This is a genomic window from Nocardioides pelophilus (assembly GCF_014180685.1).
GTDB lineage: Bacteria > Actinomycetota > Actinomycetes > Propionibacteriales > Nocardioidaceae > Nocardioides > Nocardioides pelophilus.
This window is the reverse complement of sequence record NZ_JACEHF010000092.1, coordinates 1-16,603: the sequence shown is the minus strand read 5'-3', so window position 1 is coordinate 16,603 and position 16,603 is coordinate 1. Positions and strand designations below refer to the sequence as shown.

The 16,603-nt window shown below is 71.8% G+C and carries 15 protein-coding genes; 6 read left to right on the top strand and 9 right to left on the bottom strand.

The genetic code is table 11. The features are described from left to right. The 3 genes from H0488_RS14775 to H0488_RS14765 all read left to right on the top strand — a co-directional run. The coding region (locus H0488_RS14775) for a LytR/AlgR family response regulator transcription factor (protein ID WP_183100030.1) at positions 1-654 on the top strand (654 nt) is incomplete at its 5' end. Further along, a complete protein-coding gene (locus H0488_RS14770; RefSeq protein WP_183100029.1) occupies positions 651-1,025 on the top strand; it encodes a hypothetical protein in 375 nt (124 codons plus the stop codon). The genes H0488_RS14775 and H0488_RS14770, both read left to right, overlap by 4 nt. Positions 1,026-1,035: 10 nt before the next feature. After that, the gene (locus tag H0488_RS14765; RefSeq protein WP_183100028.1) at positions 1,036-2,553 is read left to right on the top strand and encodes a sodium/solute symporter; all 1,518 of its coding nucleotides are present in this window, start codon (positions 1,036-1,038) and stop codon (positions 2,551-2,553) included. 10 nt (positions 2,554-2,563) lie between these two features. On the opposite strand, the gene H0488_RS14760 is transcribed toward H0488_RS14765, so the two are convergent. The 7 genes from H0488_RS14760 to H0488_RS14730 all read right to left on the bottom strand — a co-directional run bounded on the left by H0488_RS14760 (position 2,564) and on the right by H0488_RS14730 (position 12,713). Then, a complete protein-coding gene (locus H0488_RS14760; RefSeq protein ID WP_183100027.1) occupies positions 2,564-3,244 on the bottom strand; it encodes a sirohydrochlorin chelatase in 681 nt (226 codons plus the stop codon). Then, a complete protein-coding gene (locus H0488_RS14755; protein ID WP_312856353.1) occupies positions 3,241-4,353 on the bottom strand; it encodes a uroporphyrinogen-III synthase in 1,113 nt (370 codons plus the stop codon). Before H0488_RS14755 ends, H0488_RS14760 begins: the two co-directional genes overlap by 4 nt. 11 nt (positions 4,354-4,364) lie before the next feature. Then, entirely contained in the window at positions 4,365-4,766 is a 402-nt protein-coding gene (gene nirD / locus H0488_RS14750) for a nitrite reductase small subunit NirD (RefSeq protein ID WP_183100025.1), read from the bottom strand. Next, on the bottom strand, positions 4,763-7,357 hold the full coding sequence (gene nirB / locus H0488_RS14745; RefSeq protein WP_183100024.1) for a nitrite reductase large subunit NirB: 2,595 nt from the start codon (positions 7,355-7,357) through the stop codon (positions 4,763-4,765). Before nirB ends, nirD begins: the two co-directional genes overlap by 4 nt. Beyond that, the gene (locus tag H0488_RS14740) at positions 7,357-8,880 is read right to left on the bottom strand and encodes an FAD-dependent oxidoreductase (RefSeq protein WP_183100023.1); all 1,524 of its coding nucleotides are present in this window, start codon (positions 8,878-8,880) and stop codon (positions 7,357-7,359) included. Before H0488_RS14740 ends, nirB begins: the two co-directional genes overlap by 1 nt. After that, the gene (locus H0488_RS14735; protein ID WP_183100022.1) at positions 8,877-10,976 is read right to left on the bottom strand and encodes a molybdopterin oxidoreductase family protein; all 2,100 of its coding nucleotides are present in this window, start codon (positions 10,974-10,976) and stop codon (positions 8,877-8,879) included. The genes H0488_RS14740 and H0488_RS14735 overlap by 4 nt, the downstream gene beginning before the upstream one ends. Positions 10,977-11,132: 156 nt before the next feature. Further along, entirely contained in the window at positions 11,133-12,713 is a 1,581-nt protein-coding gene (locus H0488_RS14730) for an MFS transporter (protein ID WP_183100021.1), read from the bottom strand. Positions 12,714-12,896: 183 nt separating this feature from the next. Between H0488_RS14730 and H0488_RS14725 the strand changes: the two genes are divergently transcribed. Genes H0488_RS14725 through H0488_RS14715 form a run of 3 tightly spaced genes read left to right on the top strand, consistent with a single transcriptional unit; the run spans position 12,897 to position 14,251 of the window. Continuing rightward, positions 12,897-13,625: an alpha/beta fold hydrolase gene (locus H0488_RS14725; RefSeq protein ID WP_183100020.1), complete on the top strand. Its 729-nt coding sequence runs from the start codon at positions 12,897-12,899 to the stop codon at positions 13,623-13,625. Positions 13,626-13,635: 10 nt separating this feature from the next. Continuing rightward, positions 13,636-13,854 carry a hypothetical protein gene (locus H0488_RS14720; protein WP_183100031.1) on the top strand — a complete coding sequence of 73 codons (219 nt, stop codon included), beginning with the start codon at positions 13,636-13,638 and terminating at the stop codon, positions 13,852-13,854. A gap of 40 nt (positions 13,855-13,894) precedes the next feature. Beyond that, positions 13,895-14,251: a YciI family protein gene (locus H0488_RS14715; RefSeq protein ID WP_183100019.1), complete on the top strand. Its 357-nt coding sequence runs from the start codon at positions 13,895-13,897 to the stop codon at positions 14,249-14,251. A gap of 77 nt (positions 14,252-14,328) precedes the next feature. On the opposite strand, the gene H0488_RS14710 is transcribed toward H0488_RS14715, so the two are convergent. Together H0488_RS14710 and H0488_RS14705 are read right to left on the bottom strand one after the other, a co-directional pair. Then, positions 14,329-15,522 (bottom strand): GNAT family N-acetyltransferase, encoded by a 1,194-nt coding sequence (locus tag H0488_RS14710; RefSeq protein ID WP_183100018.1) that lies wholly within the window; start codon positions 15,520-15,522, stop codon positions 14,329-14,331. A 143-nt stretch (positions 15,523-15,665) separates the two neighbouring features. Further along, positions 15,666-16,603 (bottom strand): HNH endonuclease signature motif containing protein (locus H0488_RS14705; RefSeq protein ID WP_183100017.1); only part of this gene is annotated, 938 nt, incomplete at its 5' end.

Sequence of the window (16,603 nt, the reverse complement as noted above, 5' to 3'; positions counted from 1 at the left end):
GCCGCGCGCGCCGGCGAGGTGGTCACCGCGTCCACCGCCACCGAGGGCCTGCGGATCCTGCGCGAGACCGACGTCGACGCGGTGTTCCTCGACATCCAGATGCCCGGGCTCAGCGGGTTGGAGCTGGCCGAGGTCCTCGGCCGGTTCAAGGAGCCGCCGCCGGTCGTCTTCGTGACCGCGCACGAGCAGCACGCCGTCGACGCGTTCGAGCTGCACGCGGTCGACTACGTGCTCAAGCCGGTGCGGGCCGAGCGGCTCGCCGAGGCCGTGCGGCGCGTGGTGTCGAGCGCCGACCTGCGACCGACCCCGGAGGACACCCAGATCGCCGTCGAGCGCGGCGGGGTGACCCGGTTCATCGACCGCGAGCACATCTCCTACGTCGAGGCGCACGGCGACTACGCGCGCCTGCACACCCGCTCCGGCGACGCCTACCTGGTCCGGATCCCGCTCTCCACGCTCGAGGAGGAGTGGCGCTCGGCGGGCTTCCACCGGATCCACCGCTCCCTGCTCGTCGCGCTCGCGCACATCGACGAGCTGCGCACCGAGGGCGGCCGGTGCACGGTGCTCGTCGGGTCCGAGGAGCTGCCGGTCGCGCGGCGGCACACCCGCGAGCTCCGTGACGTGCTCGTACGCCGCGCCCGGGGGACCTCGTGAGCGAGCCGCGACCGCAGCGGGTCCGGGTCACCGGTCCGCCGCGCTACGCCAGCGGGCCGCGCAGCCGGCGCGGCGACGTCCACGACCAGACACCGCTCGGCGACGTGTTCCTGCGCTCGCTGCTCAAGGAACAGCTCGCCCTCGCGATCCGGGTGCTGGCGCTGATCGGGCTCACCCTCGGCCTGCTGCCGATCGCGTTCCACCTGTGGCCCCGGATGGCGGACGCCGAGCTGATCGGCCTGCCGGTCGCGTGGGTCGTGCTCGGGGGCCTGGTCTACCCGTTCCTGCTGCTCGTCGGCTGGCGCTACGTGCGCAGCGTCGAGCGCAACGAGCGGGACTTCGCCGACCTGGTCGAGGGGCCTCCCCAGTGAAGGCACAGCCGTGAGCGGCGACGCCGTACCCGGCCTGGTCGCGGTGCTGGCGGTCACCGTCGCCACCCTCGCGATCGGCACCTGGGGCCTGCGGTTCTCCCGCACGACGAGCGACTTCTTCGTCGCGTCCCGCACCGTCAACCCGCGGCTGAACGCCTCGGCGATCGGCGGCGAGTACCTCTCCGCCGCCTCCTTCCTCGGCGTCGCCGGCCTGCTGCTCGTGGGTGGCGCGCAGATGCTCTGGTACCCCGTCGGGTGGACGGCCGGCTACCTCGTGCTGCTGGTGCTCGTCGCCGCTCCCCTGCGCCGGTCGGGCGCCTACACGCTGCCCGACTTCGCCGAGGCACGGCTCGGGTCGCGGGTGGTGCGGTCGGCCTGCTCGCTGCTCGTCGTCGGGGTCGGCTGGCTCTACCTGCTGCCGCAGTTCCAGGGCGCCGGGCTCACGCTCGAGTCGGCGATCGGCGCCCCGCGCTGGGTCGGGCCGCTCATCGTCGGCTTCGTCGTGCTGGTCAACGTGATGTCCGGTGGCATGCGGTCGATCACCTTCGTGCAGGCCTTCCAGTACTGGCTCAAGCTCACCGCCCTGCTCGTCCCCGCGATGGTGCTGCTCGCCGTCTGGGTGGGCGACGGCCGGCCCGCCGGGACGTCGGGCGGGGCCGGCTGGTCGGTGCCCGTCGCGGGCGACGGGGCGATCGGGCTCTACACGACCTACTCGCTGATGATCGCGCTGTTCCTCGGGACGATGGGCCTGCCGCACGTGGTCGTGCGGTTCTACACCAACCCGGACGGCAGGGGCGCGCGTCGTACGACGCTGGTGGTGCTCGCCCTGCTGGGGCTCTTCTACCTCTGGCCGCCCGTCTTCGCCGCGCTCGGCCGGGTCTACGGCGACGACCTGGTCGCCGACGGGCGCGGCGACGTGCTGGTGCTCGAGCTGCCGCGGTTGATGATCGGCGGGGTGGGCGGCGAGCTGCTCACCGGGCTGGTCACCGCGGGCGCGTTCGCGGCGTTCCTTTCGACCGCGTCGGGCCTGGCGATCGCGGTGTCCGGCGTGCTGACCCAGGACGTCACCAGCCGGTTCGTCGGGGAGCGCGGCCCGACCGGGTCCGTGGCCGCCGCCTTCCGGCTCGCCGCCGTGTTCGCCGTGTCGGTGCCGGTGCTCGTGGCGCTGCTCGCGACCAACGTCGGGGTGGCGCAGTCGGTCGGGCTCGCCTTCGCGGTCGCGGCCTCGACGTTCTGCCCGCTGCTGACCCTCGGGATCTGGTGGCGCGGGCTCACCGACGTCGGCGCTCTCGCGGGTCTGGCGGCCGGCGGCCTCGGCGCGGGCGGAGCCGCCGTGCTCAACCTGGTCGGCGTCCACGCCACCGGCTGGCCCGGCGCCCTGATCACCCAGCCGGCCGCCTGGAGCGTACCGATCGCGTTCGCCACGATGGTGCTGGTCTCGCTGGCCACCGCGTCCCGGGCGCCCGTCCACGCGCGCCGGTTCCTCGTGCGGCTGCACACCCCCGAGGTGCTCGAGGTCGGCAGCTAGTGCCCGGCTCCTAGGCCGAGGCGAGCTCGCCGAGCAGCACCCGGGTGGCCCGCTGGCAGACCAGGTCGACCACGCGCGGGTGGGCGCCGATGACCTCGGCGATGACCGAGGCGCCGGCGGCGCTGGCGTCGCCGCGGCTGCGGCCGGAGAAGAAGCCGGGCGCCAGGAGGTACGGCGACACCGCGTCGCCCGGTCGCACGACGTCGGCCGGGCGCGAGCCGATGCCGGACAGCGTGGCGAGCCGGACGGGCGCGCCCCAGAGCTCCGCCAGCAGGCGGGCCGCGCCGTCGAGGTCGGCGGTGGCGTCGGGTTCGGTGGACCCGGCTCCGACCATCACCACCGGCTGCCCGGAGACCGCGCCGGCCTCGACCAGCCGGTCGACCTGGGCGGCAGCGAGCAGCGGGTCGGGTCCGAGCGGTCCGCCCAACATGACCTGGACCGAGGCTCCGGCCACGGCGGCGGGGAGGTCCTGACGCAGGTGGTAGCCGGTCGAGAGCAGCAGCGGCACCACGAGGGCCGGGTCGTGGAGGCCGGCGACCACATCGGCGAAGAGCGGCTCGCAGAGCTCGACGTACGACGTCGTCGCGGGGATGCCGAGCCGGCGGCCGGCCGCCTCCGTGAGCTCGGCCGCCACCCGGTTGCCGGCGGGGTTGCGGGTGCCGTGCGCGACGGTCACGAGGGTGCGGGTCATGACGACACCGCCAGCCGGTAGCCGCGCTTCACGACCGTCTGGACGCACCGGGTGCCGAGGGCGGCGCGGAGCCGGGCGACCGCCATCTCCACCGCGTGCTCGGAGCCGGCCGTGCCCGAGGGCAGGGAGGCGAGCAGGTCGCGGCGGGACACCACCGTGCCGGGGTTGACCAGCAGCGCCTGCAGCACGGCGTACGGGGCCGGTGAGAGCTTGACGACGACACCGTCGAGGAGCACGTCGTCGCCGTGGAGCAGCAGGGTGTGACCGGCGACCTCGAGGGAGGTGCCGCCGGCGCGGGAGGGGAGCTCGACCTCGAGCTGCTTGACCATCGCGGCCAACCGCGAGCGCTCCGGATAGATCGACGGCACGCCCCACATCTCGAACGCGGCTGCGGTGACCGGCCCGACGCAGGAGGCGATCACGTCGGCCTGGAAGGCGCCGATGACCTCGTCGCGGTGTCCGGTGGTGGCGGCAGCCTCCATCATCGCCGCGACCGCGGGCGCCGCGGTGAAGGTGACCGCGTCGACCCGGCCCTCGACGACCGCCTCGACGAGTCCGAACATGGGCTCGAGGTCCTCGGCCGCGTTGACGCGGTAGACGGTGACGGTGGTGACCTCGGCGCCGAGCCGGCGCAGCGCGTGCGCGGCCATCGACAGCGACTGGCCGTGCTCCTGGACGACGATCCGGAGACCGTCCAGGTTGCGCCCGCGCAGGTGGGCGAGCACGTCCTCGAACTCCTCCGACTCCGGCGCCCACAGCTCGCGCAGCCCGAACCGCCGGAGCGCGCCGACGCTCTTCGGTCCGCGCGCCAGGATCTCGGCCTTCCCGAGGTGCTCGACGAGCTCGTCCTTCAGGCCCCACCGCTCGCAGGCGGTGAGCCACGACTTCATGCCGATGCCCGTGGTGGCCAGGAAGACGTCGACCGGCTGGGACAGGACGTCCTTGGTCGCGGCGAGCAGCGCGACCTCGTCGATCTGGTTGGGGTCGACCGACAGCGCCGGGGCGTGGATCACCTCGGCGCCGCGCCGCTCCAGGAGCGCGATCTGCTCCTCGGCACGGCGCGCGGCGGTGACGCCCACCTTGAACCCCGCCAGCGGCCGATCCGGCACGGATTCCTCCTTCACGACCTGCGGGACGCCACTTCCACGCCCCCGTCGACCACCCGCACGTCGTACGTCGCCACTGCGACCTCCGGATTGTCGGGGTCGTCGAGACAACGTCCGCTGCGCAGGTCGAACGCCTGCTTGAACATCGGGCTGGCCACGAACGGGACCACTTCCTCGCCGTCCCCAGTGCTCACAGCCTTGGTGCCGACGATCCCGCGCGCGAGGACCGATGCCTTGGAGAAAGGATCGTAGTTGGAAAGCGCGTACACGTGGTCATCGAAGGTCCGGAAGATCGCGACCGCCTCGCCGCCGACCAAGGCCGTCACGCCACCCTCGCGCTCGATCCGGTCGAGCCGGCAGACGGCGACGTACGTCGACGTGGGCGTGCCCGCCTCAGGACTGGCATGGGTGTTCATCGGGGACCTCCGACCGGGATCGTGGCGCCCAGCGAGACCGGGCCCCGGCCAGCACTGTTGTCCGCGGGCGCGATCTGGCCTCGGACTTCCTGGAAGGAGATGTTGGGGTCCGGCACCCCGGGGGCGTTGACGAACGACACGAAGCGAGCCACCTTCTCCGGGTCCTCGATGGTGGCCTTCCACTCGTCGAAGTAGGAGTCGACGTGCTTGTCCATCGCCGCCTCCAGCTCGGCGCCGAGGCCGAGGACGTCGTCGACGACGACCTCGCGAACCCGCTCCAGGCCGCCCTCCAGCGAGTCGACCCAGGAGGCGGTCCGCTGCAGCCGGTCGGCCGTGCGGATGTAGTACATGAGGTAGCGGTCGAGGTACCGGATCAGGGTCTCGCGGTCGAGGTCTCCGGCCAGCAGCTGGGCGTGGGCCGGGATCGCCCCGCCGTTGCCGCCGACGTAGAGGTTCCAGCCCTTCTCGGTCGCGATGATCCCGAAGTCCTTCGAGCGGGCCTCGGCGCACTCGCGGGCGCAACCCGAGACGCCGCCCTTGAGCTTGTGCGGCGACCGCAGGCCCCGGTAGCGGAGCTCGAGCTCGATGGCGAGACCGACCGAGTCCTGCACGCCGTACCGGCACCAGGTCGAGCCGACGCACGACTTCACCGTCCGCAGCGACTTGCCGTAGGCGTGGCCGGACTCCATCCCGGCGTCGACCAGCCGCTTCCAGATCGCCGGCAGGTCCTCCATGCGGGCACCGAACAGGTCGATCCTCTGCCCGCCGGTGATCTTCGTGTAGAGCCCGAAGTCGCGGGCGACCTCGCCGATCGCGATCAGCTTGTCGGGCGTGATCTCGCCGCCCGGCACCCGCGGCACCACCGAGTAGGTGCCGTTGCGCTGGATGTTCGCGAGGTAGGCGTCGTTGGTGTCCTGCAGCTGCCGGTTGCCGGGCTCGAGCACGTGGTGGTTGAGCAGGCTGGCCAGGATCGACGCGACGGCCGGCTTGCAGATGTCGCAGCCCCGCCCCTTGCCGTGCGCCTCGATGATGTCGTCGAAGCGCGTGTAGCCGTGCACCGCGACGACGTCGAAGAGCTCCTGCCGGGTCAGCGGGAAGTGCTGGCACAGCGACCGGTCGACGACCTTGCCGGCGGCCGCGAAGTGGTCCTCGACGATCTTCTTGACGACCGTCTTGCAGGAGCCGCAGGTGGAGCCGGCCTTGGTGCACTTGGTGACGCACGCCGGGTCGGCGCACGGCTCGCCGTCGTTGAGGGTCGACTCGTCGGAGACCGCGGCGACGATGTCGGCCTTGGTGACGTTGTTGCAGGAGCAGACCTGCGCCTCGTCCGGCAGGCCGATCTCGAGGCCGCCGCCACGCCCGGCCGGGAGGATCAGCTCCTCGGGGTTGTCGGGGAGGTCCATGCCGCTGGCGACCAGCGGCCGCAGCATGCCGTACGACGACGCGTCGCCGACCATGATCCCGCCGAGCAGGCGGTACTTGCCGGACTCGTTCTCGATGACGACGAGCTTCTTGTAGATGCCCGCGACCGCGTCGGCGAAGACCAGCTCCAGGGAGTCCTCGGTGGCGGCGAAGGCGTCACCGAAGGACGCGACGTCGACGCCGAGCAGCTTGAGCTTGGTCGACATGTCGGCCCCGGTGAACTCGCCGGCGCCGCCGAGCAGCCTGTCGACGACGATCTCGGCCATGTCGTAGCCGGGCGCGACCAGGCCGTACATCTTCCCGTGGGGCGCGGCGCACTCGCCGATGGCCCACACGTGCGGGTCGGACGAGCGGCACTCCTCGTTGACCAGGACGCCGCCGCGCTCGGCGACCTCGATGCCCGCCTCGCGAGCCAGGGCGTCGCGGGGGCGGATGCCGGCGGAGAAGACCACCATGTCGACGGCCAGCGGCTCGTCGGAGTCCTTGAACTTCAGACCGGAGACCATGCCGTCGTCGTCACCATCGATGAGCTCGGTCATCACGCCGGTGTGGACGGTGAGGCCGAGGTCCTCGATGTGCCGCTTCAGGGTGGCGCCGCCCGCGTCGTCGACCTGGACCGCCATCAGCCGCGGCGCGAGCTCGACCACGTGGGTCTCGACGTCGAGCTGGTGCAGCGCGTTGGCCGCCTCCAGCCCGAGCAGGCCGCCGCCGATGACCGCGCCCGCCTTGGCCGTCTTCGACGCCTCGCGGATGGCCTCGAGGTCCTCGATGGTGCGGTAGACGAAGACGTTGCCGAGGTCCTTGCCGGGCACCGGCGGCACGAACGGGGCCGCGCCGGTGGCGAGCACCAGCTCGTCGTACTGCAGCACCTGACCGTCGGCGAGGGTCACCGCGCGGGCCTCCGGGTCGATGCCGGTGACCTCGCTGTTGATCACGAGGCGGGCCCGTGGGTCGTCGTACTCACCCGCGGGGAGGAAGGAGAGCGCCTCGGCGCCGACCTCGAAGAACGAGGTTAGCGCGACCCGGTCGTACGCCGGCCGCGGCTCCTCCCCGACGACGGTGATGTCGTAGGTCTCGGTGAGGCCGCGCTCGATCGCCGCCTGGACGAACCGGTGGCCGACCATGCCGTGGCCGACGACGACGAGCTGCTTGCGCAAGTGCGGTGCCATCAGGAGTTTCCTTTCACTGCTAGGGAGTCGCTCCCTAGGGACGGTCGGGCCGCAAGCAGGCTGCGGACCGCGTCGGCGCAACCACCGCAGCCGGTGGTCGCTCGGGTGGTCTCGCGGGCCTGCTCGAGGCTCGAGCACGCCCGGATCGCGCCGGCGGTGACACCGGCGCAGTTGCAGACCTCCGCGTCGTCGGGGAGCTGCACGGGCCGCGCCGACCGCTCGGCCATCAGGAGCTCGCCGGGCTCCGTCGGGCCGAGCACGGTCCGGCGGTCGAAGTGCTGGGTGATCAGGCCGATCCGGGAGAGGTCGCCGACCAGGGCGCCGGCGACGATCCGTCCGTCGCGGACGACCAGCTTGCGGTGCGAGCCGGCGACCGGGTTCGACATCTCGACGATCTCGCCCTCGGTGTTCTCCGGGTCGCCGAGGACCGCGACGTCCAAGTCGGTGGCCCGGAGCCGGGCGACCACGCGGTGTCCGTCGTACTTGACGGGCTCGTCGCACAGGACGCCCGCCAGCACGCCCGCCTGCTCCCAGGCGGGCGGCACGAAGCCGGTCGTGCGGCCACCGTGCTCGGCGCAGTCGCCGATCGCGTGGATCGCCGGGTCGGTGACGCTCGCGAGCCGGTCGTCGATCACGATGCCGCGACGGACCTCCAGCCCCGCCCGGCGCGCCAGCGCCGTGGAGGGTCGGCCGCCGGCGGTCAGCACGACCAGGTCGGTGTCGAGCGTGAAGCCGGTGTCGAGGGTGAGCGCCACCCGGCCCTTGAGCTCCTTGAGCTGGCCGATCCGGAACCCCGGGCCGTCGGCGTCGCTGAGCCGGACCGCCCGGGCACCGGTGTAGACCTGGGTGCCGAGCCGCTTGAGGTCCCGCGCCAGCAGCCGGCCCGCGGTGCGGCCGACCTGGCTGCGGAGCAGGTGGTCCGCGCCCTCGACGATCTCGGTGTCGATGCCGCGCACGCTCAGCGCCCGCGCGACCTGGAGGCCGAGCAGCCCGCCGCCGACGACGACCGCCCGCTTCGGCTGCTCCCGGTGGTCGACAAGGTCGCTCTGGCGACCGTCACGAGACCCGTCACCCGACCCGAGCGCCTCGAGCAGCCGGTTGCAGTCGTCGAGGCTGCGGAAGGCGTGCACGGCCGGGTGCAGGGTGCCGTCCATCCGCACCAGCCCGCGGATCGGCGGCAGGGTGGGGATGCTGCCGGTGGCCAGCACGAGCGCGTCGTACTCGATGACGGTCCCGTCGACGAGCATCACGTCGCTGCGAAGCCGGTCGATCTCGAGGACCCGGCTGCCCAGGCGCAGGTCCACCCCGTGCTCGGCGTACCACTCCGGCGCGCGCAGCGTCAGCGCCTCCGGGCGGTGGGTCCCCTCGAGCACGGCCGACAGCAGGATCCGGTTGTACGGCGGGTGCGGCTCGTCGCCGAGCACCGTGATCTGGTGGTCGCCGCCCCGGGCCACCAGCTCCTCGACCAGGCGGGTGGCGGCCATGCCGTTGCCGACGATGACGATGCGCTTCTCGTGGGTCATGCCGTCACCTCTGCGGCACAGACCTTGAACTCGGGCATCCGGCTCGACGGGTCGAACGCGTCGTTGGTGAGCCGGTTGGCGCCGACCCAGTGGAACGGCACGAAGACCGTGTCCGGGCGGATGGTGGTGACGACCTTGGCCGGCGCCTTCATCTCGCCGCGCCGGGTGCGGACGACGACGGCGTCGCCGTCGCGGGCCCCGATCCGCAACGCCAGCATCGGGTGGATCTCGACGAACGGCCCGTCGTCGGGGAGCGCGCGCACCCGGCGGGTCTGGGCGCCGGACTGGTACTGGGCGAGCACGCGTCCGGTGGTGAGGTGCAGCGGGAACGCGTCGTCGGTCGGCTCGGCGGGGCCGGCGTGCTCGACGACGAGGAACCGGGCGCGGCCGTCGGGCGTGGCGAACGCGTCGGCGAACATCCGCGGGGTGCCGGGGTGGGCAGGGCCGTCGGTCACGGCCGGGCACGGCCAGAACACGCCGTGCTCGTCGCGGATCCGGTCGTAGGTGATGCCGCTGTAGTCGGCCTTGCCACCGGCCGAGGCGCGGCCGAGCTCGGCGAAGATCTCCTCGACGTCGGTGCCGAACGGGACCGGCGAGGCCAGCCGTTCGGCGAGGCCGGCGATCACGTCGAGATCGCTGCGGACGCCCTTGGGCGGCTCGGCCGCCTGCTGCCGCAGGATCACCCGGCCCTCGAGGTTGGTCATGGTGCCGGACTCCTCGGCCCACTGCGTGACCGGGAGCACGACGTCGGCGAGCGCCGCGGTCTCGCTCATCACGATGTCGCAGACGACGAGCAGGTCGAGCGACTCGAGCCGCTGGGTGACGTGGGTGGCGCGGGGCGCCGAGATCACGATGTTGCTGCCGAAGACCAGCAGCGCCCGGGCGCCGCCGCCTCCCCCGGACTCGGTGCTGCCGAGGGAGTCGAGCAGCTCGTAGGCCGACTTCCCCTTGCCGGGCAGCGACTCGGGCGGGACGCCCCACACCCGCGCGACGTGCTCGCGCGCCACGGGGTCGTCGATCATCCGGTAGCCGGGCAGCTGGTCGGCCTTCTGGCCGTGCTCACGCCCGCCCTGTCCGTTGCCCTGGCCGGTGAGGCAGCCGTAGCCGGCGTGCTCCCGGCCGGGCAGCCCGAGCGCGAGGGCGACGTTGATCCAGCCGAGCACGGTGGCCGTGCCCTGGCTGTGCTGCTCGGCGCCACGGGCGGTCAGGATCATCACCTTGCGGTTGTTCGCCAGCAGCGCGGCCAGCTCCCGGAGCTCCGAGGTGACCACGCTGGTGACCCGCTCGACCCGCTCCGGCCACCAGGACGCGACCGAGCGACGGACCTCGTCCCAGCCGGTGGTGCGGGCGGCGACGTACTCCTCGTCGACCGCACCCGCCGCGTCGAGCAGGTGCAGGACACCCTGCGCCAGCGCGAGGTCGGTGCCGGGCACCGGCTGGAGGAAGAGGTCGGCGCGGTCGGCGGTCGCGGTCTTGCGCGGGTCGATGACGACGACCTTGCCGCCGCGCTCGCGGAGCCGGTCGAGGTGGCGTGCGGCCGGCGGCATCGTCTCGGCCATGTTGGACCCGACCAGGACGACGACGTCGGCGTGCTCGAGGTCGGCCAGGGGGAAGGGCAGGCCGCGATCGATGCCGAACGCCTGGTTGCCGGCGCTCGCCGCCGACGACATGCACCAGCGACCGTTGTAGTCGATCTGGCTGGTGCGAAGCGCCACCCGCGCGAACTTGCCGAGCTGGTAGGCCTTCTCGTTGGTGAGCCCGCCGCCGCCGAAGACCGCGACGCTGTCGGCGCCGTACGACGTCTGGAGCTGCTGGATCCTGGAGGCGATCAGGTCGAGCGCCTCGTCCCACCCGGCGGCGCGCAGCTCGCCGGTGGCGCGGTCCCTGACGAGCGGGGTGGTGAGCCGCTCGCGGTGTCCGCGGAGGTCGCCTGCCGTCCAGCCCTTGCGGCACAGGCCGCCCTCGTTGACCGGGAACTCCGCCCACGGCAGCACCTCGAGCGCCGTACGACCCTTCCGCTGCAGGGTCATGCCACACTGCAGACTGCAGTACGGGCAGTGGGTCCGCGTCACGCGCTCGCCCTGGCTCTCGGTCATGGCATCCATTTCACTTCGCGTCGGTTTCGCGTTCCGACCGCTCACCTGGACCTGCAGGTCAACTACTTCTCACGTCCTCACACCGCTCACGCCCTCACGTGAAAGCGGTGTGGTGCGGCCCACGTGAGCCGCACCACACCGCCGAAACATCGAGGGTCAGATTCCCACCCCGGAGTAGCTGGCGTGCGCCTTCGCCGGGTGCGGCTTGCGGAGGTAGACGAGGAAGGTGACCGCCGCGCAGACCACGTAGAAGGCGGTGAAGACCATGAACGCGGTCTTGGTCGCCGACAGCGGGTCGGTGATCCACGGCGAGCCGAACGTGATCGGGATCAGGAAGCCGCCCATCGCGCCGACCGCACCGATGATGCCCACCGCCGCCGAGGCGCGCTTGGTCGAGTTGAGCATCGCCGCCTCACGCTCGGGGCTGCCCGGGGTGCCGATCCGGTCGGCCTCGGTCTTGAAGATCGCCGGGATCATCTTGTAGGTCGAGCCGTTGCCGATGCCGGTGAAGAAGAAGATCAGCAGGAACATCCCGAGGAACAGCGGGAACACGTCGGTGTTGGCGTCCACCGCGGTGACCACGGCGTCGGGGAACTGGAACGCCGCCGGGTCGGCCTTGATCGCGGCGAGGGTCTCCGCGTCCGGGGGCGGCGGGAGCTGGGTCAGCAGGCTCAGCGTCCACAGCACGCCGAGGGTGCCGAGGATCATGCCGCCGAAGGCGATCAGGGTGATCCGCGCACCGCCGAACCGGTCCGCGAGGTAGCCGCCGAGCGGACGGGAGAGCGAGCCCACCAGCGCGCCGAGGAAGGCGAAGAAGGCGAAGTTGATGCCGATGCCCACGACGTCCGGGACAGGCTGGCGCCAGAAGTTGATCTTGATCAGCAGCGGCATCGCAGCGGAGTAGCCGATGAACGAGCCGAAGGTGCCGATGTAGAGGAACGACATCACCCAGGTCTGCTTGCTCTTCAGCACGCTCAGCTGGGACCTGGTGTCGGTCTTGGCGTTGCTGAGGTTGTCCATGAAGAAGTACGCCGCCACCGTGGCGACGATCGCGAGACCGGCGTAGACCCAGGCCGCGCGCTCGAGGTTGATGCCACCCTCCGACGCCTTGACCAGGCCGAAGATGCCGGCGCCACCGACGATGATCGGCAAGAAGAACTGGATCAGCGCGACGCCGATGTTGCCGCCGGCGGCGTTGAGGCCGAGCGCGGCACCCTTGAGGCGCGACGGGTAGAAGAAGTTGATGTTCGCCATCGAGCTGGAGAAGTTGCCGCCGCCGAAGCCGGCGGTCGCGGCGATCACGCAGAAGGCCCAGTACGGCGTGCTCGGGTTGGTCACGGCGTACGCGAACCCGAGGGTCGGCACCAGCAGCATCGCGGCACTGAACATCGTCCAGTTGCGTCCGCCGAACTTGCCGACCGCCAGGGTGTACGGCACCCGGATCAGCGAGCCGACCAGGTTGGGGATCGCGACCAGGAAGAACAGCTGCTGCGGCGTGAACTCGAAGCCCGACGCGAGCAGGAAGGCCGAGCTCACGCTCCAGATGAGCCACACCGAGAAGCCGAGGTGCTCGGCGAAGATCGACCAGATCAGGTTGCGCTTGGCGATCGGGGCGCCGGTCTCTGCCCAGAACTTCTCGTCCTCAGGACGCCAGTCGTCGATCCAGCGGCCGGTGCGGTGCCGCTTCGCGGGAGCGATCGCCGCCTCGGCGCCGCCCGTCGGTGTGGTGAGGGTCATTTCTTGCTCCTGTGCTGAGGCATTGGGTGCCATCGAATGCACCGATCGTGGAGCCTTGTCGTTTCGTGCCCTGGCGTCGGCCAGTCTCCCCTCGGTCAACTTGTCCTCACGGACTCACATCGCTCACGGGCTCACTTCGGTGGCCTGCGCCACACCAGCCCCGTACGTCGCTAGCCTCTCGCCGTGATCTGGAACCGAACCGGTGGCAGTGACGACGGCCCGCTCCTGGTCCTGCTGCACGGGCTGGGCGGGACGGCCGAGCTGTGGCGCGGCGTGGAGACCGAGCTGCCGGGGGTCTGGGCCGGCGGCTGGATGGCGGTCGACCTGCCGGGGCACGGGCGGTCGTCGGTCGCATCGTCGTACACGTTCGACGCGCAGGCCGCGCTGGTGGCCGAGGCGCTGCCGCCCGGTCGTGACCTGGTGCTGATGGGCCACTCGATGGGCGGCATGGTGGCGCTGGCCCTGGCCGGCGCCCACCTCGGGGTGCGGCGCGTCATCGGCTTCTCGATCAAGACCTGGTGGCCGCCGGCACACGTCGAGGGCATGCGGGAGCAGTCACGCAAGCCGGCGCGCATCTTCGCGACCCGCGACGAGGCGGTCGAGCGCTACCTGTTGGCGTCCGGCCTGCGCGGTCTCACCGATCCGGCCGCCCCCGAGCACGCGGCGGGCGTGGTCGAGGTCGACGGCGGCTGGCGGATCGCCCAGGACATGGGGACCTTCGACTTCGGCGTGCCCGACATGCCCGCCCTGCTGGCGGAGGTGTCCTGCCCGGTCACGTTGGCCCTCGGCTCGGAGGACAAGCTGGTGCGCGCGGCCAACTACGAAGGTCTCGGCGCGGAGGTCGTCACGTTCGACGGGCTCGGCCACAACCCGCACGTGGAGGACCCGGCAGCGCTGGTGGCGCTGCTCTAGGGTCGAAGCCGTGCCTCTGCAGCGCCTGCGCACTCCAGGTCTGGGTCGCCCGAGCCCGGATCCGTACGCCGACCGGTTCGACGTGCCGGCTGCAGAGAGTCCGATGTCGATCACCTTCCTCGGCGTCGAGACCCTGCTGCTCGACGACGGCGAGACCCTGCTCTGCGGCACGAAAGATCCGTTGCTGGCGGCTGTCGGATTCGCGTGCGACCGTTCGTGGGGTAGGTGAAGGTGGGCCGTCGGGCCTGCCCGGAGACAGAGGAGCAGTCATGGCCGAGTACCTCATCTACTTCAACCAGCAGTGGGTCGGCGACCACACCGAGGAGTGGTTCCTGGGGAGGGTCGAACCCTCCATGGCGGTCGTGAACGAGATGAAGGCGGCCGGCGTCTGGGTGTTCGGCGGCGGCCTCGAGGAGGACGGGCCGGTCTACAGCGCCGACGCCACCAGCGGCGAGGTCCTGGTGACCGACGGCCCCTACGTCGAGACCAAGGAGCACCTCGGCGGCTTCTGCGTCGTGGACGTCCCCGACGACGAGACCGCCAAGATGTGGGCCGGCAAGGTCGCGGTCGGGTGCGGCTGGCCGCAGGAGGTACGCCGTCTCGGGCCGGTGCCCGACATCGGCTGAGGCCATCCGGCCGGGCTGCAGACCGACGCGATCTTCGAGGTCGAGGAGAACCGGCAGCTCACCTTTCCCGCAACGTCTCAGAAGTAGTCGCGGATGTGGATCGGCCGGGGCACGAAGACCCGGTCGAGCGCGGCCTCGGTCTCAGGCGTGCTGTCGGAGAGGTGCCCGGCCATCCGCAGGTTGGCGCAGGTCTGCGCGCCGGCCCACGCCAGCGCGAGGCCGCCGGGCGTGAGGACGGGAGCATCGGCCGCCGTGGTCGGCGTACACGTCGCCTTCCCCTGATCGATCACCAGCTGCCAGCTCCCGTTGGTCGTCCCGACGTGGTCGCCGGCAACGGTGAACGACACCTCGCCGTCCACCGGCCAGTCGCGGGCCGCGAAGGCGCCCGGGACGTCGTGGACCCGCAGCATGTAGGGCTCGCGCGCCTTGACCGTCCAGTGCGCCGACGGGAGCGCCAGCCGGGCGACGTCGTGACCTGAGGTGTACACCCGCACCTGGCCGACCACGCTGCCGAACGACCCGAGCACGCTCCACAGGGCCCGGTAGGCGTCGCCGCTCAGTGCGAGCAGGTCGGAGACCTCGAGGCTCGAGGAGTCGCCGGATCCCTGGCCGCGCTGCCAGCTCGCGAAACCGACGACGTCGCCCGCTTCGTCGATCGCGAGCGTGACGCCGGTGAACGCGTCGATGAACGTATTCGCGTCGGCGGGGAACGACGGCCCGCGGCGCGTCAGTGGCCCGTTCTGGGCGGCCGCCCAGGTGTCGTAGACCTCGCAGACCGCGTCGAAGTCGGCAGGCGTGGCTCGGCGGGTGTGCACGCCGGCCGGAGGACGGATCCGGGCCAGGGTTGCCGAGGGGACCTCGACCTCGTCGTAGGAGGAGACCAGCTCGTAGCCGAACTTGCGGTAGATCCCGGGTGCGGTGCAGAAGAGTGTCGACACCGCCTCACCGCGCTCCCGGAGGCCGTCTTGGAGCACCACCCGGAAGAGCTCGTCGAGGAGCTTCTCGCCCCGCCTCTCAGCCGTTACCGCGACGCCGGCGATCCCGCCGGTGGCGACGGCACTGCCGCCGAACCACGAGTGGTACTCGCGGGTCGCCATCCGCGCGACCAGCTGGTCGCCATCGAAGGTGCCGAACGCGTGATAACCGGGCCGCGGGAAGCTCTCCGGCGAGGGTGGTGTCGCTCCCGGCGGAAGGTCGCCGAACGCCTCGCGGGTGAGCGCCATCGACTTCTCGAAGTCGTCCCGGGTCAGGCGGCGGGTGGTGAGGGGCATGGCCGCAGCCTAGGAGTGCTCGCCGGTGCTCGTGGCCGACGTGGCGTTCGTCCTCTCGAGGGGCGGCCTCCCGCCGCCCGCGGCGTCGCTGCGGACCATCGATCGCGCTCTCCCGATGCGACCAGTGCCGCTGGCTGCGCCACCTAGGGGCGTCGGTGGAAGCGGAGGTCGCCGTTGGGAAGGCGGTCGGCTTCGTATCGTTGGTCGTGGGCGCGGTGGTGGTGGTTGCAGAGGAGGATGCCGTCGTTGAGGTTGGTGCGGCCGCCTTGGGTCCAGGGTTTGAGGTGGTGGGCTTCGCACCAGGTGGCGGGGACGGTGCAGCCTTCGGCGCGGCATTGTTGGTCGCGGAGGCGTAGGGCTTTGCGTTGGCCGGGTGTGTAGAGGCGGCGGGTGCGGCCGAGGTCGAGGATCTCGCCTTTGCCGCCGAGGACGATGGGGATGATCTTGGCGGTGCAGGCCAGGCGGCGGATCGCGGTGGCCGACATGTTGTCGCCGGCGGTGAGGTGGGCGTCGATGAGCCCGCCGGTGGCCAGGTCGGTGCGCAGGGAGTCGAGGTCGATGGTGACCATCAGGGTGGTCGCGTCCCCGCCGTGGTCGGGGAGCCTGGCCGGGTCGAGGTGCTCCAACAGGGCGCCGAAGGCTTGGCCGAGGCGGCGGGGGTAGGGGATCCGGTCTTCCTCACCAGTCAGTGCGTCGTCGTGTTTGCGGGGGCTGGTGAAGGCTTCGAGGTAGGTGCGTAGGCGGGTGGCGTCGGTGTCGGGGAGCAGTGCGGACATTCGGGTGGTGCCGTCGCCGATGGGCTTCAGGGTCAGTCGGCACTTGTCCCGGGCGCGTTGCTCCTCTTGTTCGAGGAGTCGGGCTTGGTGGGCTTCGGCGATGTCGGGGGCGACGACGTGGAGGATGTGACGACCCAGGCGGCGTAGCTCGGCGGGGCTGAAGTCGGCGCAGTAGGCCACCAGCTGGGTCTCGGCCTTGGCCAGCAGGGTGGGGTCGAGGTCGTCGGGCAGCGCGTCCAACGCGGCGGTGATCACCCGGGCCTGGGCCAGCGCCACTGATCCGTCGGCCATGCCGGGCGGGGCCC